We start from the raw sequence: 26,701 nt of genomic DNA, 5'->3' as shown, positions 1-26,701 counted from the left end.
GGGCTGATTCATGCGTGACAAGTGGGAACTGCCCCCTGTTTCACGTGAAACAGATGGAACCGGACCCTCGTTTCACGTGAAACAGGCTTCTATCTCCTGAAATCAATATTGTTTTGGACGGTTTTCCGCTCTCGCTGTAGAAGGGCGCCATGCGCGCGACACTCGACGTCATTGTGGTGGGAGGGGGGCATGCCGGCTGCGAGGCGGCGGCGGCTTCCGCGCGCTTTGGCGCCAAAACTGCGCTTTTGACCCATCGTTTCGCGACCATCGGGGCGATGTCGTGCAATCCGGCGATCGGCGGGCTCGGCAAGGGCCATCTGGTCCGGGAAATCGATGCGCTGGACGGCCTGATGGGGCGGATGGCGGACAGAGGCGGTATCCAGTTCAGGGTTTTGAACCGCAGGAAGGGTCCGGCGGTGCGCGGCCCCCGCGCCCAGATCGACCGCGCGCTCTATGCGACTGCGATGCAGGGGGAAATCCGCGAAACGCCCAATCTCACAGTGATCGAGGGTGAGGCGGACGAGCTTTTGCTGGAGAATGGCCGGATTGCTGGCTTGAAACTGGCCGACGGCCGGGAATTCGCCTGCAGGGCGGTCGTCATCACCACCGGCACGTTTTTGCGCGGAATCATCCACCTCGGCGAAAAGAACTGGCCGGCTGGGCGTATCGACGAGGCCCCGGCAGTGGGGCTTTCGGGGTCGTTCGAGCGGATCGGCTTTACGCTCGGGCGGCTGAAGACCGGCACCCCGGCGCGGCTCGACGGCACGACCATCGACTGGGACGCGGTGGAGCGGCAGCCCGGCGACGATCCGGCCGAGCCGTTCTCAACCCTGACCGACAAGATCACGATCCCGCAGGTCGAGTGCGGCATCACCCGCACCACGGAAGCGACCCATGAGCTGATCCGGGCCAATGTGCACCGCTCGCCGATGTATTCCGGCCAGATCAAGAGCACGGGCCCACGTTATTGCCCGTCGATCGAGGACAAGATCGTCCGCTTCGGCGACCGCGACAGCCACCAGGTTTTCCTGGAGCCTGAGGGGCTTACGGATTCCACGGTCTATCCGAACGGAATCTCGACCTCGCTGCCGGAAGAGGTGCAGAAGGCTATTCTGACGACGATTCCGGGGCTTGAACGGACGCGGATGATCCGTCCGGGTTACGCCATCGAATACGACCACGTCGATCCACGTGAACTCGCACCGACGCTGGAGACAAAACGCGTGCCGGGCCTTTTCCTGGCCGGGCAGATTAACGGCACCACGGGTTATGAGGAAGCGGGAGCGCAGGGCCTTGTTGCGGGCCTGAATGCGGCGCGGATGGCCGGAGGCGGCGAGGGCGCGGTGTTCGACCGGGCCGATGGCTATCTCGGGGTGATGATCGACGACCTGACCTCGCGCGGCATCACCGAGCCGTACCGGATGTTCACCTCGCGGGCCGAATATCGCCTGACATTGCGGGCCGATAATGCCGACCGCCGCCTGACGGAGCGCGGTATCGCGCTCGGCATCGTCGGTTCAAGACGAGAAACCAGCTTTGCTGCCAAGATGCAGGCGCTCAACGCCGCCAAGGACGCCGCGAAGTCGCTCTCGCTGACGCCGACCGAAGGCATCCGCCATGGTCTTTCGCTCAACCGCGACGGCCAGCGCCGCAGTGCCTTTGAATTGCTGGCCTATCCCGAGATCGGCTGGGCAGATGTCGCGCGGATCTGGCCGCAGTTGGCCGAAGTGCCGCCCGCCATCGCCGAACATGTTGAAATCGATGCGAAATATGACGTGTATCTGGCCCGCCAGGCGGCCGATGTCAGCGCCTTCCGCCGCGATGAGGCGCTTGTCCTGACTGGCGTCGATTACGCCGAGGTGCCGGGGCTATCCAACGAGGCGAGGCAGAAGCTGCAAACCGCGCAACCGCGCACCATCGGGCAGGCCGCGCGCATCGAGGCGATGACCCCGGCGGCGCTGGGCATTCTCGCCGCCTATCTGCGGCGGCAGTCCCGTCATCGGCGTGACGCCAAAGCCGGATAGGGGTTTGCCGTGAGCAAGGCCAGGCTCCCGATGTCCGATCCCGCCGACAAGGCTGCCGCGCTGGCTTTGATGCCTGTTTCACGTGAAACACAGGCGCGGCTGGAAGCCTATGTCGATCTGCTGCTGCAATGGCAGGCCGTGACCAATCTGGTTGCGCCCTCCACGCTGCCGACCCTGTGGACCCGGCACATCGCCGATTCGCTGCAGCTTCTCGATCTTGCTCCCAACGCCAAAACCTTCGCCGATCTCGGCAGCGGCGGCGGCTTTCCCGGCATCGTGCTGGCCTGCGTGCTGGCGGACCGGCCTGGTGCCCGGATCGATCTCGTCGAGCGCAACGCCAAGAAGGCGGCCTTCCTGCGGGAGGCGTTGCGAATCACCGGCGGTGCCGGTGAAGTTCACCACAGGGACATCGTGGATTACGTGGATAGCCGCACCGCCCCTGTCGATTGCGTCACCGCACGGGCGCTGGCCCCGCTACATCAGTTGCTCGGCTTCGCGGAACCCTTGGTCCGGAACGGTGCCAAAGCCTTGTTTCTCAAGGGTCAAGATGTAGAGAGCGAATTGACTGAAGCCACTAAATATTGGACAATTAAAAGTGCCTTGCACCCAAGCCGCACCGGCGGCGATGGGTGTGTGGTCGAGGTGACGGGAATTGTGCGTCGCAACATAGCTGCGACGGGAGGGGCGAGATGAACGGGATCGACGGGATTTTTCAGGACACGCCATCGGATCGCGCCGGGCAGCCGCGAATCATCGCCCTCGCCAACCAGAAGGGTGGCGTCGGCAAGACCACGACCGCGATCAACCTCGGCACCGCCCTCGCCGCGATCGGCGAGCGGGTGCTGATCGTCGATCTCGATCCGCAGGGCAACGCCTCGACCGGCCTCGGCATCGATCGCCGCAACCGCAACTGCTCGACCTATGACGTGCTGATCGGCGAAGCGAGGCTCCGCGAGGCCATCGTGCCGACCGCCGTTCCTCGCCTGCATATCGCCGCCTCGACGATGGATCTGTCCGGCCTCGAGCTTGAACTCGGCACCGCGCGCGACCGCGCCTTCCGCCTGCGCGATGCGATCTCCGATCTCAACACCGATGCGCCTGAGGGAGCCGACTACACCTATGTGCTGGTCGATTGCCCGCCGTCGCTGAACCTCATCACCGTCAACGCGATGGCGGCGTCGCACGCGATCCTGGTTCCTCTTCAGTGCGAGTTCTTCGCGCTCGAAGGTCTGTCGCAGTTGCTGCAGACCGTGGAGCAGGTACGCTCAACGCTGAATCCGACGCTGTCGATCCATGGCATCGTGTTGACCATGTTCGACTCGCGCAACAATTTGTCCAATCAGGTTGTCGCCGACGTGCGGCAGTTCATGGGCGACAAGGTCTACGACACCATGATCCCGCGCAACGTGCGCATTTCCGAAGCACCGTCCTACGGCAAGCCGGTGCTGGTCTACGATCTGAAATGCGTCGGCAGCGATGCGTATCTCAAGCTCGCGACCGAGGTGATCCAGCGCGAGCGCGCGCTGCGGGTGCATTGAGCGACAATGCGACGTCATTCCGGGGCGCGAGCTGCGCGAGCGAACCCGGAAACTCGAAAGTGAATTTGGAAGCGTTGATGTCGCCGCGAGATTCCGGATTGATCCGCAAGGGTGCGGATTGTCCGTAATGACGGTGCAAGGAGTGCGTGAGATGAGTCCGAGGGAGGCAGCGATGGCCGAGGAGCGTTCGCGACTGGGTCGCGGTCTGGCAAGCCTGATCGGCGATGTCGGCGGGGAAGCCGCGCATGTCGAGCGTCCCTCGCGCGCCGCGCGCAAGGTGCCGATCGAATTCATCAAGGCCAATCCGAACAATCCGCGCCGGACGTTTGCCGATGCCGAGCTCGATGAGCTGTCGGCTTCGATCAGGCAGCACGGCGTGATCCAGCCCATCGTGGTGCGCACGGTAAAGGGCGCGACGGACCGGTTCGAGATCATCGCCGGCGAGCGGCGCTGGCGCGCCTCGCAGCGCGCAGGTCTGCATGAGGTGCCGATCGTCACCGTCGAGGCCAGCGACAGTGCCGCACTCGAGATCGCGATCATCGAGAACGTACAGCGTTCAGACCTGAACGCGATGGAAGAGGCCCTCGGCTATCACGCCCTCGCCACCACCTACAATCACAGCGCCGACGACATCGCCAAGCTTGTCGGCAAGAGCCGCAGCCATGTCGCCAACACTATGCGGCTCACGAAGCTGCCGGATAGCGTGCAGGCGCTGATCTCGGAAGGCAAGCTCTCGGCCGGCCATGCCCGCGCGCTGATCAACGCCAAAGACCCGGCGGCCGCCGCGAAGCAGGCGGTCGAGCAGGGCCTGTCGGTGCGTCAGGTCGAGGCGCTGTCGCATGAGGAGGGCGTACCCTCGCGCGGGGCGCAGAAGGCGCGCGGCAAATCGTCAGGTGCTGCGAAGAAAGACGCCGACACGCTGGCGCTGGAAAAGCGCATCAGCGACGTGCTCGGGCTCAAGGTCAGCGTCGATCACCGTAATCCCGGCGGCAGCGTGCATATCGCCTATCGCGACCTCGACCAGCTGGACGAGATTTTGCGCCGCCTCGAAAGCGGCGGCTAAGAAGCATTCAATATCGGAAGTGGAAAAGGCCCGGTTTGCGGGCCTTTCTGTGTTGGCCTCCAATGGAGGCTATTATTCGGCTTCCACCAAAGCGGGCCGGGTGATGCGGCGGCGGTCCTTCACCAAGCCGATCAGCGTGTTGTCTCGCTCGATGGTGGCGATGGTCCGGCCCTTGAGAAGCTCGTCGCAATTGCCGTGGGTCGGAGCGATGAAGAAGTCGGCGTGGTCCCAGTCGTCGGTCCAGCGCAGACGCTGGGTCAAATGCTGCACCCTGAGTTCGCGCTCAAAGGCGTGACGGTCACCGCAGACATCGACATTGTAGACCGGCGGCACCGGCTTGCGGTTGCCCTCGGTGCGGTTGAGGAACGCGGCCAGTTGCGCGACCGAGGCCGGCATCGTCTCGACCCAATAATCCATCACATAGCGCCGCGCCGCGCCGTGCACGCCGCCAACCAGCCGGTTGTAATAGAGATATTCGTAAGGATGCAGCTCATAGAGCTGCCGCGTGTTCCAGCCGGCATTCGCCACCACCAGCGTAAAGGCGGCTGCGGCCAAAGCGAGATGTTTACGTCCCAGCGAAGCGATCACCGCGTCAAGCGCGATGGCGGCCAGCGCCGCGAGCAGGGGCACCACGAACAGGAAATGCCGCATGCCGGTGAAGGCCGGGCCGTGCCCGATCACCTGGCAGGCGAGCGGAAACAGCACCATGAAGATTACCATGGCGGTTTCGCGCCGCCGCTGTTGCGGCAGCAGACGCGCCACGGCCTGCGGCAGCATCACGAAGGCGAGCGAGAGTGCGGCGGCGCCGAGCACCAGCAGCGGAAGGCGGATCGCGAGATAGATCGGCACGTAGAGGCGCGGCGCGGTCGCCATCTCGTAGCGCTGGCCATCGAGCCACGTCTCGATGTGGTAGTGGAATTCGGCGAACTGAAACAGGCCGCGCACCGGATTGAGCGGCGACAGGGCGGCCCAGGGCCATGCCGCGAGCATGATGGAATAAGCGATCAGCAGCGCGGGCAGGAAGCGTAACACACAGCCGCCGACGAAGCGGAAGGCCTCGCGGGTGGTCGTCGGGCGCGGGATGCTCGTCAGGATCAGCACGCCGGCATAGCCGATCAGCAACAGGCCCAGCACCTTGATGCCGAGCGCGAGCCCGGTAAAAAGACCGAGCCCGATCACGTCGCGCCAGCGGGGCTTCGGCAGATCGCGCGCGGTGCGGATCAGGAACCAGCTCGCCGTGGTCATCATCGCAGCGAGCGGAATGTCCTTGGTGTGGTTGAACATGGTACCGTACCATGCTCCGCAGGTCGCGAGCAGCAAGGCGGCGAGGAAGCCTGCGCGCGGCCCGGCGATTTGCCGCGCAAGGGCGGCCGCCGCAGCAATGCCGCCGATGCCGCACAATCCCGTCATCAGATGGCGCAGGTCATAGACCTCCAGCGGCACGACATGGCTCAGCGCCACCGCGACGACGTCGAACAGGCCGCCATACAGATAGAGATTGTCGAACTGAAACAGGGCGCGGTCGGTGAAGCCGCTTTTGTAATAATTGAGGATCAGCTCACCGTAATGATGCTGCACCCACTCGTCGTTGGTGACGGCGTAGACGCGGAAGGTCATCACCACGAGGACGAACAGTGTTGCGAGCAGCGCCAGCGTGGCGAGATCGAAGCGGGACAGGTTGACGCGAGGCAGAGACGGCTTGGCGTTCGGCGATTTATCGGCTCGCCGCAGCAACGCACCATCACTCTCTTGCCGGTCCCTTTCGAGAACGGTCATCAATGCACACAGGCAGACAAGGGGATCCCCGGCAGATCTGCAATCAGGCGCGCGCAGCCAATCACAGCGCGGGAACCCTGACAATTCCTTTGATGTGTTCGTTTCAGGGTGACAGACGAAAGGTTAATGCCGCTGGCGTGCGTTCACCGCGATCGCCATCAGGGCACGCTGGCCGATGGTGGCCGCGAGGTCGGCCTGCCGGCGCATCTCGAGGGCGGCATCAGCCAGAAGCGTGATGATCCGCAGCAGCCGCTCGGAGGAAAGATTTCGCAATGCGGCCTCGACGGGTGTGCGGCGCGAAAAATGCAACCTGGGAAAGCCGCCATCGAGCGCATCGCTCTCGCTGCGGCCGTCTTCGAGGGCGAGGCGCGCCTTGTGCAGTTGCGCGGCATGGCGCTGGGCGGAAGCGATGATCTGGCCGGGATAGGTGCCTGCCGCGATCGCCTTGGTGTAGGCCGCTTCCATCACCGCGGCCTTCCCCGCGAAGGCGCCGTCGATGATCGGATCGAGCGCCAGCGCGGAAGCGTCAGTGACCACGGCCGCGACATCGGCCAGCGTCACTTCCTTGGCGCCATGGGCGTAAAGCGCGAGCTTGCGGATTTCGTTGCGCGAGGCCTGCCGGTCGCCGCCGAGCAGGCCGACGAGGGCGGCACGAGCGTCGGACGAGATGGTCGCGCCGATCGGCCGCAGTTCTTCGTCGATCAGGCGGGCGAGGTCGCGCTCGGTGTCGGCATAGCAGGCGATCGCAACAGCGGTGCGGGAGCGTTCGCAGGCCTTGCGCAAAGGCGCGTCGGGGCGCAATTCGCCTGCCTCGATGACGATGCGGCAATCCTTCGGCGACATATCGGCGAGCGTGTCGATGCCGCTTGCGAAATTGCGAGAGCCCGCGCGAATGCGAATTGCACGGCGGCCGCCGAACAGCGGCACCGTCATCGCTTCATCGACAAGGCGCGAAGGATCGGCGGCGAGCTCGTCGCCGTCCATCTTCACCATCGAGAACGGATCGTTGGGATCGTCCACGGCGGAGGCGAGCAGCGCATCGGCGCGCTCGCGCACGAGGCCCGCGTCAGGCCCATAAAGCAGGATCACGGGTCGCGCGGGGTCTGGCCGGGCGAGGAAGGAATCGATCTCTTTGCCGCGCAGCGCCGTCACGGCTGCGAGTTACATGTTCGAGAAGAAGTACGAGGCAAGGCGCGTGGAAATATTGTCCGCGATTTCCTTGGCTGCACGATCCTCGGCGTCACGCTGGGCGCGTTGTTGGGCGAACCGCTGCTCCTGGCCGGGAATATCGTAGGAGACGCGTGCCGTCGTGTTGCCGTTCACCAGCGGTTTGTTGGTCTCGATATCGCGCAGTTCGTAATAAGCGTCGATGCCGTAGTTTTCGACATCGGGCCGCGCTGTGTTCGGATTGATGATGATCGACAGCCGCTGCGTGGAGAGGCGGAGCGTCAGCTTGTAGCGCGGCGGCAGGCCGGTGGCGGCGCCATAGGCATTGAACATCATGGCGTTGCGGATCGCGACGCCGATGCGCGCCTCGCGCGAGCCGTTGCTGACGTTGAGCGGCACGAACTCGACTTCCTGCAGCTTCTCGCGCAGGCCGGGTCCGCCATTGGCGGTATGTTCCGCATACATCGGTTGGAAACAACCGGCGGTCAGCGCCCCGAGCAGGGCAACAGCCGCGAGCCGCGCGGCGATGCGGGCGTTAAACCACGACATTCACGATCCTTTGCGGAACCACGATGATCTTGCGGGGGGTGGCCCCGGCAAGGGCGGTTTTTACCGCATCGAGGGCCAAAACGGCAGCCTCAATTTCCGGATTCGGCGCATTTCGGCCGACCGTGACATCGGCGCGCTTCTTGCCGTTGATCTGGACCGGCAGCGTCATGGTGTCCTCGACGAGCAGCGCCGGATCGGCTTCCGGCCAGGCAGCCTCGGAGACGAGCCCGTGCCCGCCCAACGCTTCCCAGCATTGCTCGGCGAGGTGCGGCATCATCGGGGAGATCATTCGGATCAGGATGTCGAGTGCCTCGCGGACGGCGGCGGCGAAGGCCGGGTCGGTCTTCAGCCGGGCATCGTCGATCGCCTCCGCCAGCGTGCCCACGAAGGTATAAAGCTTGGCGATGGCGGTATTGAAGCGCAGCCGCTCGATGGCCTGCGAGACATCGGCTAGCGTGCGGTGGGCGCTCGCGCGCAACGGTTTGACGTCGCCATTCCCGCTGGGGACGGCCGATGCTTTCGGCAGATGCGGCGCGGCGAGATTGACCAGACGCCATACCCGCTGCACGAAGCGGTTGGCGCCCTGCACGCCTTCCTCGCTCCAGATCACGTCGCGGTCGGGCGGCGAATCCGACAGCATGAACCAGCGCGCGGTATCGGCGCCGTAGGTGCCGATGATGTCGTCGGGATCGATGGTGTTGCGCTTCGACTTCGACATCTTCTCGATCGAGCCGATCTCGACCGGCGCGCCGCCGTCGAGCAGCGTGGCGCGGCGGTCAGCGCCCATGCCTTCGATCGCAATTTCGCTCGGCGCAGCCCAGCTACCATCCGCTTTCTTGTAGGTCTCGTGCACCACCATGCCCTGCGTGAACAGGCCGGCGAACGGCTCGTCGATACCGACATGGCCGGTCGCCTTCATCGCGCGGGTAAAGAAGCGGGAATACAGCAGGTGCAAAATCGCGTGCTCGATGCCGCCGATATATTGATCGACCGGCATCATCTTGTCGGCGACCGCGCGCGTGGTTGGCGCGGTCTCGTTCCACGGATCGGTGAAGCGCGCGAAGTACCACGACGAATCGACGAAGGTGTCCATGGTGTCGGTTTCGCGGCGCGCCTTGCCACCGCACTGCGGGCAGGCGACATGCTTCCATGTCGGATGGCGGTCGAGCGGATTGCCGGGGCGGTCGAATTCGACATCGTCAGGCAGCTTTACCGGCAGATCCTTGATCGGCACCGGCAAGACGCCGCAGGTCTCGCAATGGATAATCGGGATTGGACAGCCCCAGTAACGCTGACGCGAGATGCCCCAATCGCGCAGGCGATAGTTCACCTGGCGCTTGGCGACGGCACCATTGCCGAGCGTCGCCGTCTCCAGCCGCTTCGCCACTTCCTCCTTCGCTTCCGCGATGGTCATGCCGTCGAGAAAGCGCGAGTTAATCATGCGGCCATCGCCATCATAGGCGGTGTCGGTGATGACGAAGGTCTTCGGGTCCTGCCCGTCGGGGCAGACCACGGGCGTATTGCCGAGCCCGTATTTGTTGACGAAGTCGAGGTCGCGCTGATCGTGCGCGGGGCAGCCGAAGATCGCGCCGGTGCCGTAATCCATCAGCACAAAGTTCGCGACATAGACCGGCAGCTGCCAGTTCGCATCGAACGGATGCTGCGCGCGAATGCCGGTGTCGAAGCCCATCTTCTCGGCGGTGTCGATTTCCGCCTGCGCGGTGCCGTGGCGGCGGCATTCCTCGATGAAGGCCGCGAGCGCGGGATTGGTTTTCGCCGCTTCCGCCGCGAGCGGATGATCCGGCGACAGCGCCACAAACTTCGCACCGAACAACGTGTCGGGGCGCGTGGTGAAAACCTCAACCTCGCTCTCGCCGTTCGGCGCAGTTTTGGAATCGAGCGCGAAGCGCACCAGCAGGCCTTCGCTGCGGCCGATCCAGTTGCGCTGCATCAGGCGCACCTTGTCCGGCCAGCGGTCGAGCGTATCGAGCGCGCTCAGCAATTCCTCGGAATAGTCGCTGATCTTGAAGAACCATTGCGTCAGCTCGCGCTGTTCGACGAGCGCGCCAGAACGCCACCCGCGGCCGTCGATCACCTGCTCGTTGGCGAGCACGGTCTGGTCGACCGGGTCCCAGTTCACCTTCGACTGCTTGCGCTCGACCAGTCCCGCCTTCAGGAAGTCGAGAAACATCCGTTGCTGGTGCTTGTAGTATTTCGGATCGCAGGTCGCGATTTCGCGCGCCCAGTCGAGCGACAGCCCCATCGACTTGAGCTGCTTCTTCATCGTGGCGATGTTGGCGTAAGTCCACTTCGCCGGATGGGTCTTGTTCTGCATCGCGGCGTTTTCCGCCGGCATGCCGAACGCGTCCCAGCCCATCGGGTGCAGCACGTTGTGGCCCTTGGCGCGGCGGTAGCGCGCGACCACGTCGCCCATGGTGTAGTTGCGGACGTGGCCCATGTGGATGCGCCCCGAGGGGTAGGGAAACATCTCAAGCACATAGTATTTGGGCCGGAGATCGTCGTTTCGGGAGGCGAAAACCCCTTTTTCGTCCCAAATCTGTTGCCAGCGAGATTCGGCCTCGCGGGCGTTGTAGCGTTCAGTGCTCATAAGGATAAGACGGCCTGGATCGGAGGAGAAAAGCTGACCATCTCATAAAGGGTTTCGGCGGTTGAGGAAACCGCCTCAAACCGGGTCGCGGAACTGTTCGGAGGGCTAGCTTGCCAGCGACAGCGGCTTTTCGTCCGACCGGATCAGGGCATGGGCGACCACATTGTTGCGGCCGCGATGCTTGGCGACATAAAGGGCGGCGTCCGCCGCTTCGATCAGGTCCTGCACCGAGGCCGCCTGTCCCGGGGCCACGGCCGCCATGCCCGCACTGACGGTGACCTGCTGGAACGCACTCATGCTATGCGGAATGTTCAGGGCTTCGACCACAGCACGGACCCGCTCGCCGATTTCCATCGCGGCGATGCCGTTGGTCTTGGGCAGCAGCAGACAGAATTCCTCGCCGCCGTAGCGCGCGGCGAAGCCCGTGACCTCGCCCGCGATCGCCGCCAGCGCCTCGCCGATCTGGCGCAGGCACTTGTCGCCTTCGAGATGGCCGTAGGTGTCGTTGAACAGCTTGAAATGATCGACGTCGATCATGATGAGCGACACCGGACCACCGGTCTGTTCGGCTTTCCTCCATTCGAATTCGAGCCGGTTCTGCAATCCGCGACGGTTGGCGAGGCCGGAGATCATATCCACTGAGGCCATCACCTGAAGACGGTCATTGGTGGCAACGAGCTCGCGTTCGCGCTCGCGCAACTGCATCGCCATACGGCCGAAGGACCGCGCGAGGGGCTGGAATTCAGGCGGCAGCCGCATGTCGGATTCCGGCGAGGACAGGTCGCCCTGCCCGAACCGGTCGGCGAGGCTGGTGATGATGCTGATCGGACGGATAATCAGCCGTTCGCCCGCGAGCCAGCCGCCGAGGAGGGCGAACAGCACCAGAAGCCCAAGCTGCATGTAGGCGGTGCGGATACTGCGGTCGATATCGCCGAGCAGTTCGGTTTCGTTGATCGAGACGATCATGCGCGCCTGCGTGCCGTCGACGCGGGCGAATGTAATTTCCTGCTTTCCGTGCTCGGACTGAAAGAGAAGTGAACCGGAATCCTTTGCGGTGTCGATCTCGTGATTTGTCACCGCCGTCAGCAGTTTCTTTTCCTGAAGCGGCTTTCCGATCAGGGATGCATCCTGCGGGCGCGACGCAGCCAGAACGACGCCGTCATTGCCGACAAGCAGGGCGGAGAGGCCGGCACGCTCGGTGCGGCGCCTCATCAATTCGGAGATCCATTTCAGATCGATCGCGGCGATCATCACCGAATGCTCGCCGGTTATCGAATTGGCCGCCGGAAGCGCGGCCATGATGGTGGGAAGATTGGCGGCGCGACTGAAGATGTAGTCGCTGACTACGAAGCTGTTCGCACTCCGCGCGCGGATAATATAATTGCGATCAGCCAGATCGAGGCCGACGATATGATCGGAGGTCGAGCAGGAGACGGTCCCCGAATCGCCGACCACTGAAATGCTTCTGATCCAGGGCAGGTCCGAACGCATGCTGGCACGCAGGATGGTGCAGGCGCGATCTGGCGAGCGGGCCGAGCCGTAGATGAAGGCTGACGATTTCAGGACGGCCTGTACGGTGAGAATGATTTCGCGTTGCGCGTCTGCAGTGTGGCGCGCAAGCTCCGCGAGTTCGTTGCTGGCGATTTTGACCTGTTGCTGGCGGCTTTCCTCAAGCAGCCGGACGCGGTCGAACATCATCGGTACGATGAGGATGAGCGCGAACAAAATCAGGCGCGCACGAATGCCGACGAGCGCCTTTATTTTTGACGTGCCGCCGGTGAAACTGGTAATCGACATGACCTTCCCTGCCCCAGATAAAGACTCTAGGGGCAAAGGCCTCAAGAAGAGTTTCCCCGATCCGATAAAATTTGAGCTAACTCTTGCTTGTCGTCGGATTTGCGAGGACTGATGACCAACCATAAAGCATCTTCGGTAACGCCGGATTCACCAGAGGGCCTTGCGTCCGTCGAGCAGGAGATTTTGCGTGCTTGCGCCGATGCACGGCGCGACCGCGCTTCGGTGGAATTGATTGCCGTCTCCAAGACATTCGATGCGGCCGCGATTTCTCCCGTCATTTCAGCGGGGCAGCGCGTGTTCGGTGAGAACCGCGTGCAGGAAGCGAAAGCGAAATGGCCGGAGCTTATGGCGGCGACGCCCGGTCTCAGGCTGCACTTGATTGGCCCCTTGCAATCCAACAAGGCGCGCGAAGCGGTGATGCTGTTCGATGCGATCCATTCAGTGGACCGCCCGAGCATTTGCGAAGCGTTAAGCAAAGAAATCAAATCGCGGGAACGAAATCCCCTATTGTTCGCGCAGATCAATACTGGCGAGGAGTCGCAGAAGGCCGGCGTCATCCCGCAGGAGGCGGATAGCTTTCTCGCCGCTTGCCGCGATCGCTACGGGCTGACCATTTCCGGTCTGATGTGCATTCCGCCGGTGGATGAAGCGCCTGCGCCGCATTTCGCGCTCACCGCGAAAATCGCGAAGCGCAATGGCCTGAAACTGTTGTCGATGGGTATGAGCGCCGACTTCGCGGTGGCGATACAATTCGGTGCGACCCACATTCGCGTCGGCTCGGCGATTTTCGGACACCGGTGAAAGTCATTCCGAGGTGAGAGCAAAGCGAGCGAACCCGGAATCTTTTTCAATCGTGCGGGATGACACGGGTTTTAATCGATCACGATTCGCGTTTCCGGCCCGAGACGCGTCAGCAGTCGTAGCATCGCGCGTTTCGTCATGCCGACGCATCCGGCGGTGGCCGCGAAATTGTCGCGCGCCAGATGCAGGAACACGGCGCTGCCGCGCCCGGGAATCCGTGGCCGGGTGTTGTGGTCGATCTCGATAATGAAGTCGTAGAGATGATCTTCGCGCTTCAAGCGATCGCCCGTTTCGCCATCCTTGATCTGGATCGGCTGGTTGTAGTGCCGGTCGGCGGGATCTTCCGACCAGGCGTCCACGGTGGTGATGCGGCGGACCGGCAAAGCCGTACGCGGCCGCGCATGCCGGTCAGCCCGCCACCATAGCCGCACCGGATGAAACACCCCGCGCGGTGTCCCGCCGTCCCCCTCGCGCTTGTCGGTCAGGATGCCGCCGCGCCCGAGCGCCACCGGAATGGCCCGGCCATCAAGCTGGAGCCAGCCGCGCTGCCGATTCCCGGCCGCCGTCCGGATGGTAATTTCCCGCACCGGACAATCACGCGGGATTGTCTGATAAGTGTATGTATTGGCTCGGCTTCTCATGAATACGCCGAACTCCTATCTTGCGTCGTGAGCGCCAAATGCTATCCCGGACATTGTTTTGCCCCGGTTCAGCGTCTTTGGTCGAGCTTCTAATTTTCATTAGTCTCAAAGGATTGAATGTATGCCCACCGCTCGCAAGATCCTGATCGTGGACGATGACAACGATCTGCGCGAGGCGCTGATGGAGCAGCTCGCGCTGCATGAGGAATTCGAGCCGACCGCCGCCGAGACCGGGGCGAAGGGCGCGCATGCAGCAAAGACCGAAGCGCCCGACCTCGTGCTGATGGATGTCGGCCTGCCCGACACCGACGGCCGCGAAGTGGTTCGCGGCCTGCGCAAGAGTGGCTTCAAGGCGCCGATCATCATGCTGACCGGGCACGACGGCGAATCCGACACCATTCTCGGGCTGGAATCGGGGGCGAACGACTATGTCGCGAAGCCCTTCCGCTTTGCCGTGCTGCTGGCGCGAATCCGCGCGCAACTGCGCCAGCACGAGGCGAGCGAGGATGCGGTGTTCACGGTCGGGCCTTACAGCTTCCGCCCCGGCTCGAAGATGCTCACCGGCGCCAACGCCAAGAAGGTGCGGCTGACGGAAAAGGAGACCGCGATCCTGCGCTTCCTCTATCGTGCCGGCCAGCAGCCGGTGACGCGCGAGACGCTGTTGCAGGAAGTGTGGGGCTACAACTCCGGCGTCACCACGCACACGCTGGAAACCCACATCTACCGGCTGCGCCAGAAGATCGAGAAGGATGCCGCCAATCCCGAAATTCTGGTGACAGAGTCCGGCGGCTACAAACTTGTCCCCTGATTTGTGGCATAGCATGATGCGGGGTTCGCATCGCGGCCCCGCAGGCCGCCAGTGTCCGGGACCTCATGTCGATTGAAGACGATATAGCTCTGCTTGCCCGCGTGCCGGCGCTGAACCTGCTCGGCATGGCCGCATTGCAGGTGCTGGCGATCGGCGCGGAGCAGCGCGACTATGGCTATGGCGATGTGTTGTTTCACCAGAACGATATTGCCGATGCCGGCTATGTCGTGCGGCGCGGTTCGTTCCGCGTGGCTGCGGAAGATGGTCCCGAGGTGGTGGTGGGCGCTGGCGAATTGATCGGCGAGCTTGCGCTGATCGTCGACATGCGCCGTCCCGCGACTGCGACCGCGCTGGAACACTCGACGGTGGTGCGCGTGTCGCGCACGCTGTATCAGCGTGTGCTGGAAAGCCATCCTGAAGCGGCGCGGCGCATTCGCGACGATCTTGCCGCGCGCACCAACGCGGCGGCGACTGCGATCGCGCGGCTGACATCGAAACTGGTGTGATTGAAATGCTTGAAGTGTCATTGCTGGGCTCGACCCGGCAATCCATCTTCTTTTAAAAAGATGGATGCGCGGATCAAGTCCGCGCATGACGAACATGAGATGGTAGCCCTAAATATCCAGCACCGCCGTCACTGGTACATGGTCCGAGGGCCGTTCCCAGCTTCGTGCGTCACGCGTGATCCTGAAGTCGCTGACCTTGTCGCCGAGCGCGGGCGAGACCCAGATGTGGTCGAGCCTGCGGCCGCGATTGCCGACGGTCCAGTCGGCGGCGCGATAACTCCACCACGTATAGACCTTCTCATCCATCGGAATGCGCTGGCGCGCGATATCTACCCAGTTGCCCTGTGACTGCACGGCGAGCAACTTCTCGCACTCCACCGGCGTGTGCGAGACGACGTTGAGCAATTGCTTGTGCGACCACACGTCATGCTCGTGCGGCGCGACGTTGAGATCGCCGACCAGGATATGCCGCGCATCGCCCTGCGGATGCAGCGGCGCGCAGTCGCGCATCTCATCAAGAAAGGAGAGCTTGTGCTCGAATTTCGGATTGGCGGCGGGGTCGGGAATGTCGCCGCCCGCGGGGACATAGAAATTATGCAACACCAGCGGTGCCGAGAGGCCCGCGCTTTCGCCGAATGCGACGGAGATATGGCGCGAGTCGATCTTGCCGCAGAATGTGCGCACGTCCTTGGAGACGAACGGTCGCTTCGAGACGATGGCGACGCCGTGATAACCCTTCTGTCCGTTCAGCGCGATGTGCTCATAGCCGAGCCGCTGAAAACGCTTCAGCGGAAAGGCATCGTCGATGCACTTGGTTTCCTGCAGGCACAGCACATCGGGCCGCCGGCTTTTCAAAAACTTGGCGACCAGATCGATACGCAGGCGAACGGAATTGATATTCCAGGTGGTGAGCGTGAAGGGCATGAGTGCGTGCGATCTATCGGATTGCGCGGGGCCGGGCAAGCGCCTGCCGTCCTTTTGGCTTGCCAGAGATGACGGCGGCCTGCCGGATGAGTGTATGAGCTGCGTTGCCTGCGGCCTCCATGTAAGAGGCATCGCGATGCAGAAGTCCGTCCGCGAATGCGCCGTCGAGCAGCAGCACGATCTGGCGCGCCAATTCGGCAGAGCGTCGCGCCAGCCCGTCTTGCGCCAAAACATCGGCAAGCCACGTCTCGACTCGTTTCTTGTGAACGCGGCTGGCGAGCAGGGCGGGGTGCCCGGGCATGTTGATGAGTTCCGCCGAAGTGCGCAGAAAGCCGCAACCCCTCCACTTCGGATGGCGCAGACTTTCCGTCAGGCGTGAAAAGATAGCGCGGATTTTGTCTGCGGTGTCGCCATCCGCTTGCGCGAACCAGTCCTGAAACAGAGTGAGGTTCGGTTGATCGCGGGCCTCGAGATAAGCCGCGATCAGATCGTCCTTGCTTCTGAAATGATAATACAGCGTCCGCTTGGTGACACCAGCTTTCCTGGCAACCGCGTCGACACTCACGGCACGAATGCCCTCGCTGTAGAAGAGCTTTGCCGCGGCTGAAAGAATACGTTCCCGTGTCGCTGATTGCGTCATGACTTATGTATACCGAACAGTGAATATACCGGGCTGGCGCCCGATGTTACGCCGTCTTTCTCCAGGGAAGAAGGACTGGCGTGACCGTCGAGAGTGGAAATATCGTCCGGATCGTCTGTGACGACGATGTGGTGCTTGGTGGTCACGTGTGGCGTGGCGCGACGCCGGTTTGCGGCGCGGTTGCCATCAATTGCGCGACCGGCGTTCTCGCCAGTTATTATCACTACTACGCCAGATTTCTTGCGGATCGCGGGTTCGTCGTCCTCACCTATGATTACCGGGGGATCGGCATGTCCCGGCCAGAACGGCTGCGCGGTTGCGGTTATCGCTGGCGCGATTGGGGCGAGAAGGATTTCGACGCGGCATTGCAGTTTCTGCATCAGCAGGCGCCGAACCTCCCGCTGCATGTCGTCGGTCATAGTTTCGGCGGCTATCTGCCGGGACTTGCCGGGCATGCGGCGCTCATCGACAGAATGCTGACCGTTGGCGCGCAATATGCGTATTGGCGCGACTATGCGGCTCGCCGTCGCGCGGCGCTTTTTCTGAAATGGCATGTGGTGATGCCGGCGATGACGGCTTTATGCGGCTATTTTCCGGGACGCAGACTGGGTTGGCTCGAGGATTTGCCGGCCGGCGTCGCCAATGAATGGAGCTTCCGGCGCGCACGTATGGAGATGGGTCACCCGCGCAGACAAAGAATGGAGGTGCAGCGCCGGTTCGCGGCCGTGAACGCGCGGATCGTTGCGATTTGCGTCGAGGATGATGAACTGGGAACACCAGCCGCGATCCGCCGCTCGCTTGCTTATTACAAGAACGCGAAGGTGATGGAGGCTGCCCTGACGCCGGCGGATTACGGTTGCGATCGGATCGGCCATTTCGGCCTTTTCCATGCGCGTCACAGCGGCGATTTTTGGCTCGACACGCTGTTGTGGCTGCGAGATGGCATCAATCCCTGGCCCGACCGGCGATTTAGGTGCGATGCAGGCGTTTAGTTACTCCCGCCCTGGTAGTTGGTGTAGTCGATCTTAAACAGCGCCGGATCGAGCTTCTTGGTGGTGTCGAGATTGTAGACCGCGACGGTGGTGTCGTAGCCCTGCGGATCGGTCACGGTCCACTGTTTGAGCTTGCCGTCCTTGGCGCCGACCATCAGCGTCAGGCGGCTGGTGCCGGTCACCGCCTGCTTCTCCTCGATGGTGATGCTGATGTAGAGATCGTCGGCGCTGATGCTGGTGACGTTGGTGTCCCGGAGCAGGTCGAGCTTCGAGGCAAGCAGGTAGCGCAGCGGTGTCTGCGACAGCGGATAGACATCCTGCGTCGCGAGACGGCGGTCGCGCACGATCACGCTGGTGCCGTCAGCAACGAGCGCGATCGGTGAGGGATCGTCATACTCGAAACGGATCTTGCCGGGCTTCTGCAGATAGAAATTGCCGGTGGTGCGGCTGCCGTCGGGGCCGACCTGCACGAAATTCCCCGACAGGTTTTGCAGCGACGACAGATAGGCGCTGACCTTGTCCGCAAGCGCACGCTGGTTGGCGTCGAACGCCTGCAGCTTGGGCGCCGGACTGTCTCCGCCGAACAGCTTTTTCAGCGTCGGCATGATCGGATTCGGCATCGGTTCGGATGCCGGCTGCCGTGACGCGTTGCTGGTTGAGGCCGGCGGAGCGGGCGCCGCCGGTTCGGATGCTGCGACCTGCATATCGCGCGCTTTCGGAGCGGGGCGTGGCAGCGGCACGGCCTGCGCCTGCGCGATGGACGCGGCCACAAAAACGGCTGCAAGGGTAACGCGCTGCCAGTTCGCAAAAGCAGGAATGCCGGGCATGAAAAGGAGGCCGTTCTGGTGTTTCAAGGAAGGTCCTGCTGGACGGTGGATATTGGTCACATTCATCTAGCAGCGAGTAATGGCGTTTTCACGGCCCATTGTCCCGCTACGCTCAAAAACCTTCCTCCTCGGGCACCAGAATCTCACGTTTTCCGGCGTGATTGGCCTGCCCCACGATACCGGCTTCCTCCATCCGCTCCATCAGCGTTGCAGCCTTGTTGTAGCCGATCTGCAACCTGCGCTGGATGTAGCTCGTGGAGGCCTTGCGGTCGCGTTTGACGATGGCGACGGCCTGCTGGAACAGATCGCTCTCGCCGCCGCCCATGCTGGTGTTGTCGAACACCGCGTTGCCGTCCTCGTCGGTTTCTTCCTCGGCCGTGACGGCTTCGAGATATTCCGGGACGCCTTGCGTCTTGAGGTGACGGACGATCTTCTCCACCTCTTCGTCCGACACGAATGGGCCGTGGACGCGGCTGATGCGTCCGCCGCCCGCCATGTAGAGCATGTCGCCCTGGCCAAGGAGTTGTTCGGCGCCCATTTCGCCGAGAAGCACGCGACTGTCGATCTTCGAGGTGACCTGGAAGGAGATGCGGGTCGGGAAGTTAGCCTTGATGGTACCGGTGATGACGTCGACCGAGGGACGCTGCGTGGCGAGAATGACATGCAGGCCCGCGGCGCGCGCCATCTGCGCGAGGCGCTGCACCGCGCCTTCGATGTCCTTGCCCGCGACCATCATCAGGTCAGCCATCTCGTCGACGATGATGACGATATAGGGCAGCGGTTCGAGGTCGAGCCGTTCCTCCTCGTAGATCGCCTTGCCGGTTTCCTTGTCGAAGCCGGTCTGCACCGTGCGGGTCAACTCCTCGCCTTTTGCCTTAGCTTCGGCGACGCGTGTGTTGTAGCCGTCGATGTTGCGCACGCCGAGCTTCGCCATGTTCTTGTAGCGTTGCTCCATCTCGCGCACCGCCCATTTCAGCGCGACGACCGCCTTCTTCGGGTCTGTCACGACGGGTGTCAGCAGATGTGGGATGCCGTCATAGACGGAGAGTTCGAGCATCTTCGGGTCAACCATGATGAGGCGACACTGGTCGGGCCTCAGCCGGTAGAGCAGCGACAGGATCATGGTGTTAATGCCGACCGACTTGCCTGAGCCGGTGGTGCCGGCGATCAGCAGATGCGGCATGCGCGCCAGATCGACGATGACCGGCTCGCCGCCGATGGTCTTGCCAAGGCACAGTGGTAGCTTGGCGGTGCTCCCGGTTGCCTCCTTGGATGTCAGAAGCTCGCGCAGATAAACCGTCTCGCGCTTGGCGTTTGGCAGCTCGATGCCGATGGCGTTGCGGCCGGAGACGACGGCGACGCGCGCGGAAACCGCGCTCATTGAGCGCGCGATGTCGTCGGACAGGCCGATCACGCGTGACGACTTGATGCCTGGCGCGGGCTCGAGTTCGTACAGCGTCACCACCGGTCCGGGGCTTGCTTTCACGATTTCGCCACGTACGCCGAAGTCCTGCAGCACGCCCTCGAGCGAACGGGAATTTTCCTCCAACTCATCCTTGCTGAGCGTGAAGCGGTCGGACGCCTTGGGCGCGGTGAGCACTCCGATCGGCGGCAATGCGAAGGTGGAGGATCTGCGCGAGGAGGTTTTAGCGACGCGCTTGCGCGGCGCGGGTTCCTCTTCCTCTTCTTCCTCCTCCTCCTCTTCGTCCTCGTATTCTTCGTCGTCTTCTTCCTCGTCCTTCGGCACCAGCGGTGGGCTTGCGCGGCCGCGCAAGCTCGGCTCGGTACGCTCGAAGGAATGACCCCGCGCGGATTCGTTACGGCCGACCGCAAGCGAGAACAGCGCCTTCAGAAAGCGGCCGATCCGCGCCTTGGTGCTGATCGCGGCGTGCAGGAAGAAGCCGAGTGAGAAAAGGCCGGGCGCGGCGTCTTCCTCGAATGCTTCCTCGTCGTCATCGATGGCAACATCGTCTTCCGGATCGGCTTCACGCGCACCGTAGCCGCCCGCGATGGCGCAGGTGAAGATGACGCCGATGCCGAGCAGCAGCCCAAGACACATCCGGTACAGAAGGCCGGGCGGCCCGAAGATCACGGCGGGCACGCGCACGATGGCGTCGCCGACCACGCCGCCGAGGCCGGTCGGCAGCGGCCATGACATGCTGTGCGGCCAGCAGCTTGCGAAGCCGGACGCCAGCACGGCGCACAAAATCCAGCAGCCGATGCGCACCGCCTCGCGGTCGAACGGCCGGTGCGTCAAGAGCCGCCAGCCCCAAACCGCGACCGGTAGCACGAACATGATGGTGCCGAGGCCGAGAATCTGCATCAACAAATCGGAGCCGATCGCGCCGGGCCAGCCGATCAGGTTGCGAATCTTGCCGGAGGTCGCGTGGCTGAGGCTCGGGTCCTGCACCGACCATGTCATCAGCGCAGCGGCGACGACACCGGCGAAGACAATCACCGCAAGGCCGATCAGCTCGCGCAGACGCCGCATCAGCATCTCGCGGATGGGGTCGGAGAGTTGTCCGACCAAAGGAGCGACGCGTTCGATTGCCATATCCCGCCCTCAACCCCGCGGTTCGTGATCGTTCAACACAGCCACCATGCGCGTGAGCGCCTCTTTGGTGGCGTCGGCGGCCTGTACCAGCGCAAGGCGGATATAGCCCGCGCCGGGATTCGAGCCGTCGGCACCGGGCCGGGCGAGATAGCTGCCCGGCAGCACTCGCACCCCGCCGTCCCGGAAAAGCCGGATCGCGGCCTGCTCGTCGCCGCCATGGGCGGAAACATCGAGCCAGGCGCAGAAACCGCCCGCCGGCCGCTGATAGCCGAAACGCGTGCCGAGGATGGCGTCGGCGTGATCGAACTTCAGGCCATAGAGGCGGCGGTTTTCGTCGACATGCGCTTCGTCGCCATAGGCGGCGATGCCGACATGCTGCAGCGGCACCGGCACCTGAGGGGCCGCGACGTTGCGCCATTCATGGAAGCGGCGGATGAACGCTTTGTCGCCCGCGACGAAGCCAACGCGCAGACCCGGCAGGTTCGAGCGTTTCGAGAGCGACTGGAAGGCGACGACGTTTTTGAAATCGGCGCCCGCGTTCTCAAGAATGCTGCCGGGCGGCGTGCGGGTGTAGATCTCCGAATAGCATTCGTCGCTCAGCACCATGAAGCCGTGGCGGTTGGCGAGTTCGCTCAACCGCGCGAAGTAGGCGGGCGTTGCGACCGAACCTTGCGGGTTCGCGGGTGAAGCGAGATAGAACGCGACCGTACGCGACAGCAATTTGTCGTCGAGCGCGTCGAGGTCGGGAAGAAAGCCGTTCGCGCGCACGGCCGGCAGGAATATCGGTTCGCAGCCCGCGCCGCGCGCGCCTGCGGCGTAAGCCGGATAGAACGGGTTCGGCATGAGGATCGCGGGCGCGCCGTTGCGTTTGCCGACATAGGCAGCGGCCGCGATCGCGGCGTGAAACAGCCCCTCGCGGCTGCCGTTCAGCACCAGAACCTCGCTGTCGGGGTCGATTGCGCGCGGCAGGCGGTAGCGCCGCGACAGCCAGCGGGCGGCGGCGGCGCGGAAAGCGGGAATGCCGTTCGACGCCGGATAGTGACCGAAATCGGCAAGGCTTTGCATCAGCACCTCGCCGAGAAACGGTGGCATCGGATGCTGTGGCTCGCCGAGCGACAGGTTGATGAGCTTTTGACCGGGCTGATAGGGCGCAAGCAGCTCCGTCAGCCGCGCAAACGGAGAGCGTTCGCCGGCCGCGGGCGCGGCGGCGGTCTCCGGGCGGGAGGAAGCGGACGAGACCATTACGAAAAGCCCAGCACTTTCAATCAGTCAGCCATCACCGGCAGATAGGGAAATGGATCGTCCCACCATAGCGGCGGTGAGGTTAAGGCGCGATTAACCATCGGGCGGCGCAGCGATTTTAGGCCAAACAGGAAAGGCGGCCGGAAGACGTCCGGCCTGCGGCAAAAGAGAGAGGGCCCCGGTTTTAAGCCGGAGCCCTCCGCAGTCGGGGCGTTGCCGGGAAACAGGCCCCGACCGTATCCGTGGCGTGCGCTTACATGTTGTAGGCGCGCTCGCCGTGGTCGGTGATGTCGAGGCCTTCGCGCTCGGCATCGACCGGCACCCGCAGACCGACGATCAGGTCGACGACCTTGTAGAGGATCGCCGAACCGATACCCGACCACAGCAGCGTGGCGATCACCGCCTTGCTCTGCGCGATCATCTGCGTGACGAGATCGTAGGTGCCGGCATTGTTGCCGGTGATGTTGGTGTAGTCGGTGATGCCGACGCCGCCGAGCGCGGGGTTGACCAAGATGCCGGTCATCAGCGCGCCGAAGATGCCGCCGATGCAATGCACGCCGAACACGTCGAGCGCGTCGTCATAGCCGAGCGCGTTCTTCACGGTGGAGACGAAGAACAGGCAGATCGGCGAGACCAGAAGACCGAGCACCAGTGCGCCCATCGGGCCGCAGAAGCCCGCCGCGGGCGTGACCGCGACGAGACCTGCGACCGCGCCCGAACAGATGCCGAGCAGCGAGGGCTTGCCCTTCGCCATCCATTCCACCATCAGCCAGGAGAACGCCGCGCCTGCGGTCGCGACCATGGTGTTGACGAAGGCAAGCGCAGCGCCGCCGTTGGCTTCGAGGTTGGAGCCGGCGTTGAAGCCAAACCAGCCGACCCACAGCAGCGAGGCGCCGATCATGGTCATGGTCAGCGAATGCGGAGCCATGATCTCGCGGCCGTAGCCGACGCGCTTGCCGACCATCAGGGCGCCGACAAGACCGGCGATGCCGGCGTTGATGTGCACCACGGTGCCGCCCGCGAAGTCGAGTGCGCCAGCGCCTGCAAGCCAGCCGACCGAACCGGTGACGCTGTCGAGTTTCGCCTGTGCCGCAGCCTTTGCCGCGTCACCGCTTGCCGCTGCAAGCGCCTTGGCGGCGGCAGCGATATCGTCAGGCGCCGCGACGTACCAGACCCAGTGCGCCAGCGGGAAGTAGATGATGCTCACCCACAGGAATACGAACAGCAGCGCCGCCGAGAACTTGATGCGTTCGGCGAACGCGCCGACGATCAGCGCGGGCGTGATCATCGCGAACGTCATCTGGAACACCATATAGGCGTATTCGGGAATCACGACGCCGTTGGAGAAGGTGCCTACGGTGGAGTTCGCATCGACGCCTGCGAGGAACGCCTTCGAGAGGCCGCCGACATAGTTGGTCAGGCTGCCGCCGTCGGTGAAGGCGAGTGAGTAGCCGTAAAGCGTCCAGATGATGCCGACCATCGCGACGATGGCGAACACCTGCGTGAGGATCGACAGCATGTTCTTGGCGCGCACGAGGCCGCCATAGAACAAGGCAAGACCGGGGATCGACATCATCAGCACGAGCAGTGAGCTGACGAGCATCCAGGCGGTGTCGCCCTTGTTGGGAACGGGTGCGTCAGCGGCAAAGGCTGCGCCGGTGCATCCGATCACGGCAATTGCTGCGATCAGTGCGGCCGATCCCAGACGTGCGGGACGGTGAAAACTCATGGTGAAGACTCCTGATTGAATGGGATGGAAGGCGTGGAAATCAGAGGGCTGCGTCATCGGCTTCGCCGGTGCGGATGCGCACCGCGTGCTCGAGGCTGGTGACGAAAATCTTGCCGTCGCCGATCTGGCCGGTCTTGGCGGCCGAGGTGATGGCCTCGATGGTGCGGTCGACCTGGGCATCGGCGACCGCGACCTCGATTTTGATTTTGGGCAGGAAACTCACGGCGTATTCGGCACCGCGATAGATTTCGGTATGGCCCTTCTGGCGGCCGTACCCCTTCACTTCCGTGACCGTGAGGCCATGAACGCCGATGGCGGTCAGGGCATCGCGGACCTCTTCCAGCTTGAACGGCTTGATGACAGCCATCACGATCTTCATGTCTGTTCCCCGCTTGGCCCGGCGTGCCGGGCGCTTTTGATCGGGACTCACCGCGCGAAGAAGGACACTTCGCGGGCACCCGCCGGAACATGACGAATCAAAAGCTGTGCCAGAGCGCAGCTACGGCCTATCTATTTGATAAAACACGTAATTCCTTCGCCGCCCGGTGCGGTCGGAATGCGCTGCACAAACCGCCGCTTAAAATGGCGACAGCGCCGCCTGCAAAATAGGCAGGACAGGAATTTGCCGCAAAGCTGCCCATGAGGCGGGCAGCAGGTTACGGCATCCTTAAAAAACCATCCGCAGCCAAGGCACGGTCTGGGGAAGTCGCAGCCCAGGGAATTACTGCAAGGCCTCGCCGTGCTGGGTGATGTCGAGGCCTTCGACCTCGTGCTCGTGCGAGACCCGGGCGCCGACCCGGGCATCGATCAATTTCAGCAGCACGTAGGTCGCGCCGCCCGACCACACGATGGTGACGACGATGCCCACGATCTGCGCCAGCAAAAGATGGGGATTGCCTTCCAGCAGTCCGGCAACGCCGCCGATGGATTGTGTGGCGAAGATACCGGTCATCAGCGTGCCGATCATGCCGCCGATGCCATGGATGCCGAACACGTCGAGCGTGTCGTCGTATTTGTAGCGATGCTTGAGGCTGGTGCAGGCCCAATAGCAGATGCCGCCCGCGATCACGCCGATCAGGATGCCCTGGCCCGGCGTGACGAAGCCCGACGCGGGCGTGATGGTGCCGAGGCCCGCGACCGCGCCGGAGATCATGCCGAGCACGGACGGCTTGCGGCGCTTGATCCATTCGATCGCGCTCCAGGTCAGCGCGCCGGCGCAGGCGGCGAGATGCGTCGAGAGGATCGCCATCACCGCGCGCGAATTCGCCTGCAGCGCCGAGCCGCCGTTGAAGCCGAACCAGCCGACCCACAGCAGGCCGGTGCCGATCACCGCGAGCGACAGGTCATGCGGCGCGAGATTTTCCGAGCCGTAACCGCGCCGGCTGCCGAGCATCACGGCGGCGACAAGACCGGCGCTGCCCGCGCTCAGATGAATGACAAGACCGCCGGCGAAATCCAGCACGCCGAGTTGCGCGAGAAAACCGCCGCCCCAGATCCAGTGCGCCAGCGGGATGTAGGCGAGCGTGAACCAGCCTGCACAAAACAGCATGTACGATGAGAAACGCATGCGGTCGGCGACCGAGCCCGCGATCAGCGCCACCGCGATCACGCCGAACGTCATCTGGTAAAGCACGAACAGCGATTCAGGAATCGTCTTGGCGAAGGGATTGATGCTGTCCATCGTCATGCCCGAGAGCATGAAACGATGCAGCGTGCCGAGGCTTGCACCGCCTCCGACGAAGGTCAGGCTGTAGCCGTAAGCCACCCACAGGATCGAGATCGCGGCGACAGCGCCGAGGCTTTGCGCCATCGTCGCCAGCACGTTCTTCTTGCGCACCATGCCCGCGTAAAACAATGCGAGGCCGGGGACCGTCATCATCAGCACGAAAGCGGTGGCGACGATCATCCAGGCGGTGTCGGTGGGGTTGATCCCGGCCGCGCTATCTTGCGCGAAAGCGGGGCTCGCCAGTGCGGAAAGGATCAGCGCGCCAAAGCCTGTTGCGGCGTTGCGGTTACGAAGCCAAGTCGTCATGGGAAAATTCCGGCAATCGTTGGAAATAAAACAGGGCGGGCGGCTTAGAGGGCGTCGGCGTCGGTCTCGCCGGTACGGATGCGTACCGCGTTTTCGATGGGCGTCACGAACACTTTGCCGTCACCGATCTGTCCGGTGCGTGCGCTGCCCGTGATGATCTCAACCGTCTTGTCGGCGAGGTCGCTGGTGACCGCGACCTCGATCCGCAGTTTCGGCAGAAAGTTCACGGCATATTCGGCGCCGCGATAAATCTCGGTATGGCCTTTCTGGCGGCCGTATCCCTTCACCTCGGTGACGGTCATGCCGTGGATGCCGATATTGGTGAGGGCCTGACGGACCTCGTCGAGCTTGAAGGGCTTGATGATCGCGGTAACGAGCTTCATGGGCGCGCCGGTCCTTCTGCTGCAAGCGGCTTCGCGTCTTTATAAAAACGCGGGCAACTCTGCCATCGATTTCATCAGGCCGGGCGAAAAAAGAGCAGTC

The 26,701-nt window shown here is 63.4% G+C and carries 23 protein-coding genes; 8 read left to right on the top strand and 15 right to left on the bottom strand.

Annotation, left to right across the window (positions count from 1 at the left end):
• Positions 1-149: 149 nt before the first annotated feature.
• The 4 genes from mnmG (at position 150) to AFIDRAFT_RS07565 (ending at position 4,625) form a co-directional block, all read left to right on the top strand.
• A complete protein-coding gene (gene mnmG / locus AFIDRAFT_RS07580) occupies positions 150-2,024 on the top strand; it encodes a tRNA uridine-5-carboxymethylaminomethyl(34) synthesis enzyme MnmG (protein WP_009338583.1) in 1,875 nt (624 codons plus the stop codon).
• A 30-nt stretch (positions 2,025-2,054) separates the two neighbouring features.
• Complete coding sequence (rsmG, locus tag AFIDRAFT_RS07575; protein WP_009338581.1) at positions 2,055-2,717, top strand: 16S rRNA (guanine(527)-N(7))-methyltransferase RsmG; 663 nt, start codon at positions 2,055-2,057, stop codon at positions 2,715-2,717.
• Entirely contained in the window at positions 2,714-3,562 is an 849-nt protein-coding gene (locus AFIDRAFT_RS07570) for a ParA family protein (RefSeq protein ID WP_009338579.1), read from the top strand. Before rsmG ends, AFIDRAFT_RS07570 begins: the two co-directional genes overlap by 4 nt.
• A 172-nt stretch (positions 3,563-3,734) precedes the next feature.
• A complete protein-coding gene (locus AFIDRAFT_RS07565) occupies positions 3,735-4,625 on the top strand; it encodes a ParB/RepB/Spo0J family partition protein (RefSeq protein ID WP_009338576.1) in 891 nt (296 codons plus the stop codon).
• 72 nt (positions 4,626-4,697) lie between these two features.
• Here the strand turns inward: AFIDRAFT_RS07565 and AFIDRAFT_RS07560 are convergent, their stop codons facing one another.
• From AFIDRAFT_RS07560 to AFIDRAFT_RS07540, 5 genes are all read right to left on the bottom strand, one after another.
• Entirely contained in the window at positions 4,698-6,401 is a 1,704-nt protein-coding gene (locus AFIDRAFT_RS07560; protein WP_009338573.1) for a glycosyltransferase family 39 protein, read from the bottom strand.
• A gap of 123 nt (positions 6,402-6,524) precedes the next feature.
• Positions 6,525-7,553 (bottom strand): DNA polymerase III subunit delta, encoded by a 1,029-nt coding sequence (gene holA / locus AFIDRAFT_RS07555; protein WP_009338571.1) that lies wholly within the window; start codon positions 7,551-7,553, stop codon positions 6,525-6,527.
• 9 nt (positions 7,554-7,562) lie between these two features.
• Complete coding sequence (gene lptE / locus AFIDRAFT_RS07550) at positions 7,563-8,117, bottom strand: LPS assembly lipoprotein LptE (RefSeq protein ID WP_009338569.1); 555 nt, start codon at positions 8,115-8,117, stop codon at positions 7,563-7,565.
• The gene (gene leuS / locus AFIDRAFT_RS07545) at positions 8,104-10,725 is read right to left on the bottom strand and encodes a leucine--tRNA ligase (RefSeq protein WP_009338566.1); all 2,622 of its coding nucleotides are present in this window, start codon (positions 10,723-10,725) and stop codon (positions 8,104-8,106) included. The genes lptE and leuS overlap by 14 nt, the downstream gene beginning before the upstream one ends.
• Before the next feature lie 105 nt (positions 10,726-10,830).
• Complete coding sequence (locus AFIDRAFT_RS07540; RefSeq protein WP_009338564.1) at positions 10,831-12,522, bottom strand: diguanylate cyclase domain-containing protein; 1,692 nt, start codon at positions 12,520-12,522, stop codon at positions 10,831-10,833.
• Positions 12,523-12,633: 111 nt separating this feature from the next.
• Between AFIDRAFT_RS07540 and AFIDRAFT_RS07535 the strand changes: the two genes are divergently transcribed.
• Positions 12,634-13,323, top strand: coding sequence for a YggS family pyridoxal phosphate-dependent enzyme (locus tag AFIDRAFT_RS07535; protein WP_009338562.1), 690 nt, complete (start codon positions 12,634-12,636; stop codon positions 13,321-13,323).
• 71 nt (positions 13,324-13,394) lie between these two features.
• On the opposite strand, the gene AFIDRAFT_RS07530 is transcribed toward AFIDRAFT_RS07535, so the two are convergent.
• Complete coding sequence (locus AFIDRAFT_RS07530; protein ID WP_009338560.1) at positions 13,395-13,964, bottom strand: L,D-transpeptidase family protein; 570 nt, start codon at positions 13,962-13,964, stop codon at positions 13,395-13,397.
• A gap of 121 nt (positions 13,965-14,085) precedes the next feature.
• Between AFIDRAFT_RS07530 and AFIDRAFT_RS07525 the strand changes: the two genes are divergently transcribed.
• Together AFIDRAFT_RS07525 and AFIDRAFT_RS07520 are read left to right on the top strand one after the other, a co-directional pair.
• Positions 14,086-14,772, top strand: coding sequence for a response regulator transcription factor (locus tag AFIDRAFT_RS07525; protein WP_002717819.1), 687 nt, complete (start codon positions 14,086-14,088; stop codon positions 14,770-14,772).
• A 65-nt stretch (positions 14,773-14,837) separates the two neighbouring features.
• Complete coding sequence (locus AFIDRAFT_RS07520) at positions 14,838-15,278, top strand: cyclic nucleotide-binding domain-containing protein (RefSeq protein WP_009338556.1); 441 nt, start codon at positions 14,838-14,840, stop codon at positions 15,276-15,278.
• A 108-nt stretch (positions 15,279-15,386) separates the two neighbouring features.
• Here the strand turns inward: AFIDRAFT_RS07520 and AFIDRAFT_RS07515 are convergent, their stop codons facing one another.
• A complete protein-coding gene (locus tag AFIDRAFT_RS07515) occupies positions 15,387-16,202 on the bottom strand; it encodes an exodeoxyribonuclease III (RefSeq protein ID WP_009338554.1) in 816 nt (271 codons plus the stop codon).
• 13 nt (positions 16,203-16,215) lie between these two features.
• Positions 16,216-16,842, bottom strand: coding sequence for a TetR/AcrR family transcriptional regulator (locus AFIDRAFT_RS07510; protein WP_009338552.1), 627 nt, complete (start codon positions 16,840-16,842; stop codon positions 16,216-16,218).
• An 80-nt stretch (positions 16,843-16,922) separates the two neighbouring features.
• Here AFIDRAFT_RS07510 and AFIDRAFT_RS07505 point away from each other — a divergent pair, with 80 nt between their 5' ends.
• Positions 16,923-17,834, top strand: coding sequence for an alpha/beta hydrolase family protein (locus AFIDRAFT_RS07505; RefSeq protein WP_009338550.1), 912 nt, complete (start codon positions 16,923-16,925; stop codon positions 17,832-17,834).
• Here the strand turns inward: AFIDRAFT_RS07505 and AFIDRAFT_RS07500 are convergent.
• From AFIDRAFT_RS07500 to AFIDRAFT_RS07470, 7 genes are all read right to left on the bottom strand, one after another.
• Positions 17,831-18,661 (bottom strand): outer membrane lipoprotein carrier protein LolA, encoded by an 831-nt coding sequence (locus tag AFIDRAFT_RS07500; protein WP_050789578.1) that lies wholly within the window; start codon positions 18,659-18,661, stop codon positions 17,831-17,833. The two genes, AFIDRAFT_RS07505 and AFIDRAFT_RS07500, sit on opposite strands and share 4 nt — an antisense overlap.
• Before the next feature lie 112 nt (positions 18,662-18,773).
• On the bottom strand, positions 18,774-21,215 hold the full coding sequence (locus AFIDRAFT_RS07495) for a DNA translocase FtsK 4TM domain-containing protein (RefSeq protein WP_009338546.1): 2,442 nt from the start codon (positions 21,213-21,215) through the stop codon (positions 18,774-18,776).
• Between the two features lie 9 nt (positions 21,216-21,224).
• Positions 21,225-22,457 (bottom strand): aminotransferase class I/II-fold pyridoxal phosphate-dependent enzyme, encoded by a 1,233-nt coding sequence (locus AFIDRAFT_RS07490; protein ID WP_009338544.1) that lies wholly within the window; start codon positions 22,455-22,457, stop codon positions 21,225-21,227.
• A gap of 253 nt (positions 22,458-22,710) precedes the next feature.
• Entirely contained in the window at positions 22,711-24,186 is a 1,476-nt protein-coding gene (locus AFIDRAFT_RS07485) for an ammonium transporter (protein ID WP_009338542.1), read from the bottom strand.
• A 40-nt stretch (positions 24,187-24,226) separates the two neighbouring features.
• On the bottom strand, positions 24,227-24,565 hold the full coding sequence (locus tag AFIDRAFT_RS07480) for a P-II family nitrogen regulator (RefSeq protein ID WP_009338541.1): 339 nt from the start codon (positions 24,563-24,565) through the stop codon (positions 24,227-24,229).
• A 342-nt stretch (positions 24,566-24,907) separates the two neighbouring features.
• A complete protein-coding gene (locus AFIDRAFT_RS07475; RefSeq protein ID WP_009338539.1) occupies positions 24,908-26,218 on the bottom strand; it encodes an ammonium transporter in 1,311 nt (436 codons plus the stop codon).
• 44 nt (positions 26,219-26,262) lie between these two features.
• Entirely contained in the window at positions 26,263-26,601 is a 339-nt protein-coding gene (locus tag AFIDRAFT_RS07470) for a P-II family nitrogen regulator (protein WP_009338536.1), read from the bottom strand.
• Positions 26,602-26,701 lie beyond the last annotated feature (100 nt).

The organism is Afipia sp. 1NLS2 (genome assembly GCF_000178995.1).
GTDB lineage: Bacteria > Pseudomonadota > Alphaproteobacteria > Rhizobiales > Xanthobacteraceae > Afipia.
Note: the sequence above shows the minus strand (reverse complement) of the source record. Positions and strands in the feature narration are given on the sequence as shown.

What these genes read in the sequence shown, in the direction of transcription:
- mnmG (WP_009338583.1), top strand. Translation starts at nt 150, where the DNA reads ATGCGCGCGACACTCGACGTCATTGTGGTGGGAGGGGGGCATGCCGGC.
- rsmG (WP_009338581.1), top strand. Translation starts at nt 2,055, where the DNA reads ATGTCCGATCCCGCCGACAAGGCTGCCGCGCTGGCTTTGATGCCTGTT.
- AFIDRAFT_RS07570 (WP_009338579.1), top strand. Translation starts at nt 2,714, where the DNA reads ATGAACGGGATCGACGGGATTTTTCAGGACACGCCATCGGATCGCGCC.
- AFIDRAFT_RS07565 (WP_009338576.1), top strand. Translation starts at nt 3,735, where the DNA reads ATGGCCGAGGAGCGTTCGCGACTGGGTCGCGGTCTGGCAAGCCTGATC.
- AFIDRAFT_RS07560 (WP_009338573.1), bottom strand. Translation starts at nt 6,401, where the DNA reads ATGACCGTTCTCGAAAGGGACCGGCAAGAGAGTGATGGTGCGTTGCTG.
- lptE (WP_009338569.1), bottom strand. Translation starts at nt 8,117, where the DNA reads ATGTCGTGGTTTAACGCCCGCATCGCCGCGCGGCTCGCGGCTGTTGCC.
- leuS (WP_009338566.1), bottom strand. Translation starts at nt 10,725, where the DNA reads ATGAGCACTGAACGCTACAACGCCCGCGAGGCCGAATCTCGCTGGCAA.
- AFIDRAFT_RS07540 (WP_009338564.1), bottom strand. Translation starts at nt 12,522, where the DNA reads ATGTCGATTACCAGTTTCACCGGCGGCACGTCAAAAATAAAGGCGCTC.
- AFIDRAFT_RS07535 (WP_009338562.1), top strand. Translation starts at nt 12,634, where the DNA reads ATGACCAACCATAAAGCATCTTCGGTAACGCCGGATTCACCAGAGGGC.
- AFIDRAFT_RS07530 (WP_009338560.1), bottom strand. Translation starts at nt 13,964, where the DNA reads ATGAGAAGCCGAGCCAATACATACACTTATCAGACAATCCCGCGTGAT.
- AFIDRAFT_RS07525 (WP_002717819.1), top strand. Translation starts at nt 14,086, where the DNA reads ATGCCCACCGCTCGCAAGATCCTGATCGTGGACGATGACAACGATCTG.
- AFIDRAFT_RS07520 (WP_009338556.1), top strand. Translation starts at nt 14,838, where the DNA reads ATGTCGATTGAAGACGATATAGCTCTGCTTGCCCGCGTGCCGGCGCTG.
- AFIDRAFT_RS07515 (WP_009338554.1), bottom strand. Translation starts at nt 16,202, where the DNA reads ATGCCCTTCACGCTCACCACCTGGAATATCAATTCCGTTCGCCTGCGT.
- AFIDRAFT_RS07510 (WP_009338552.1), bottom strand. Translation starts at nt 16,842, where the DNA reads ATGACGCAATCAGCGACACGGGAACGTATTCTTTCAGCCGCGGCAAAG.
- AFIDRAFT_RS07500 (WP_050789578.1), bottom strand. Translation starts at nt 18,661, where the DNA reads ATGCCCGGCATTCCTGCTTTTGCGAACTGGCAGCGCGTTACCCTTGCA.
- AFIDRAFT_RS07495 (WP_009338546.1), bottom strand. Translation starts at nt 21,215, where the DNA reads ATGGCAATCGAACGCGTCGCTCCTTTGGTCGGACAACTCTCCGACCCC.
- AFIDRAFT_RS07490 (WP_009338544.1), bottom strand. Translation starts at nt 22,457, where the DNA reads ATGGTCTCGTCCGCTTCCTCCCGCCCGGAGACCGCCGCCGCGCCCGCG.
- AFIDRAFT_RS07485 (WP_009338542.1), bottom strand. Translation starts at nt 24,186, where the DNA reads ATGAGTTTTCACCGTCCCGCACGTCTGGGATCGGCCGCACTGATCGCA.
- AFIDRAFT_RS07480 (WP_009338541.1), bottom strand. Translation starts at nt 24,565, where the DNA reads ATGAAGATCGTGATGGCTGTCATCAAGCCGTTCAAGCTGGAAGAGGTC.
- AFIDRAFT_RS07475 (WP_009338539.1), bottom strand. Translation starts at nt 26,218, where the DNA reads ATGACGACTTGGCTTCGTAACCGCAACGCCGCAACAGGCTTTGGCGCG.
- AFIDRAFT_RS07470 (WP_009338536.1), bottom strand. Translation starts at nt 26,601, where the DNA reads ATGAAGCTCGTTACCGCGATCATCAAGCCCTTCAAGCTCGACGAGGTC.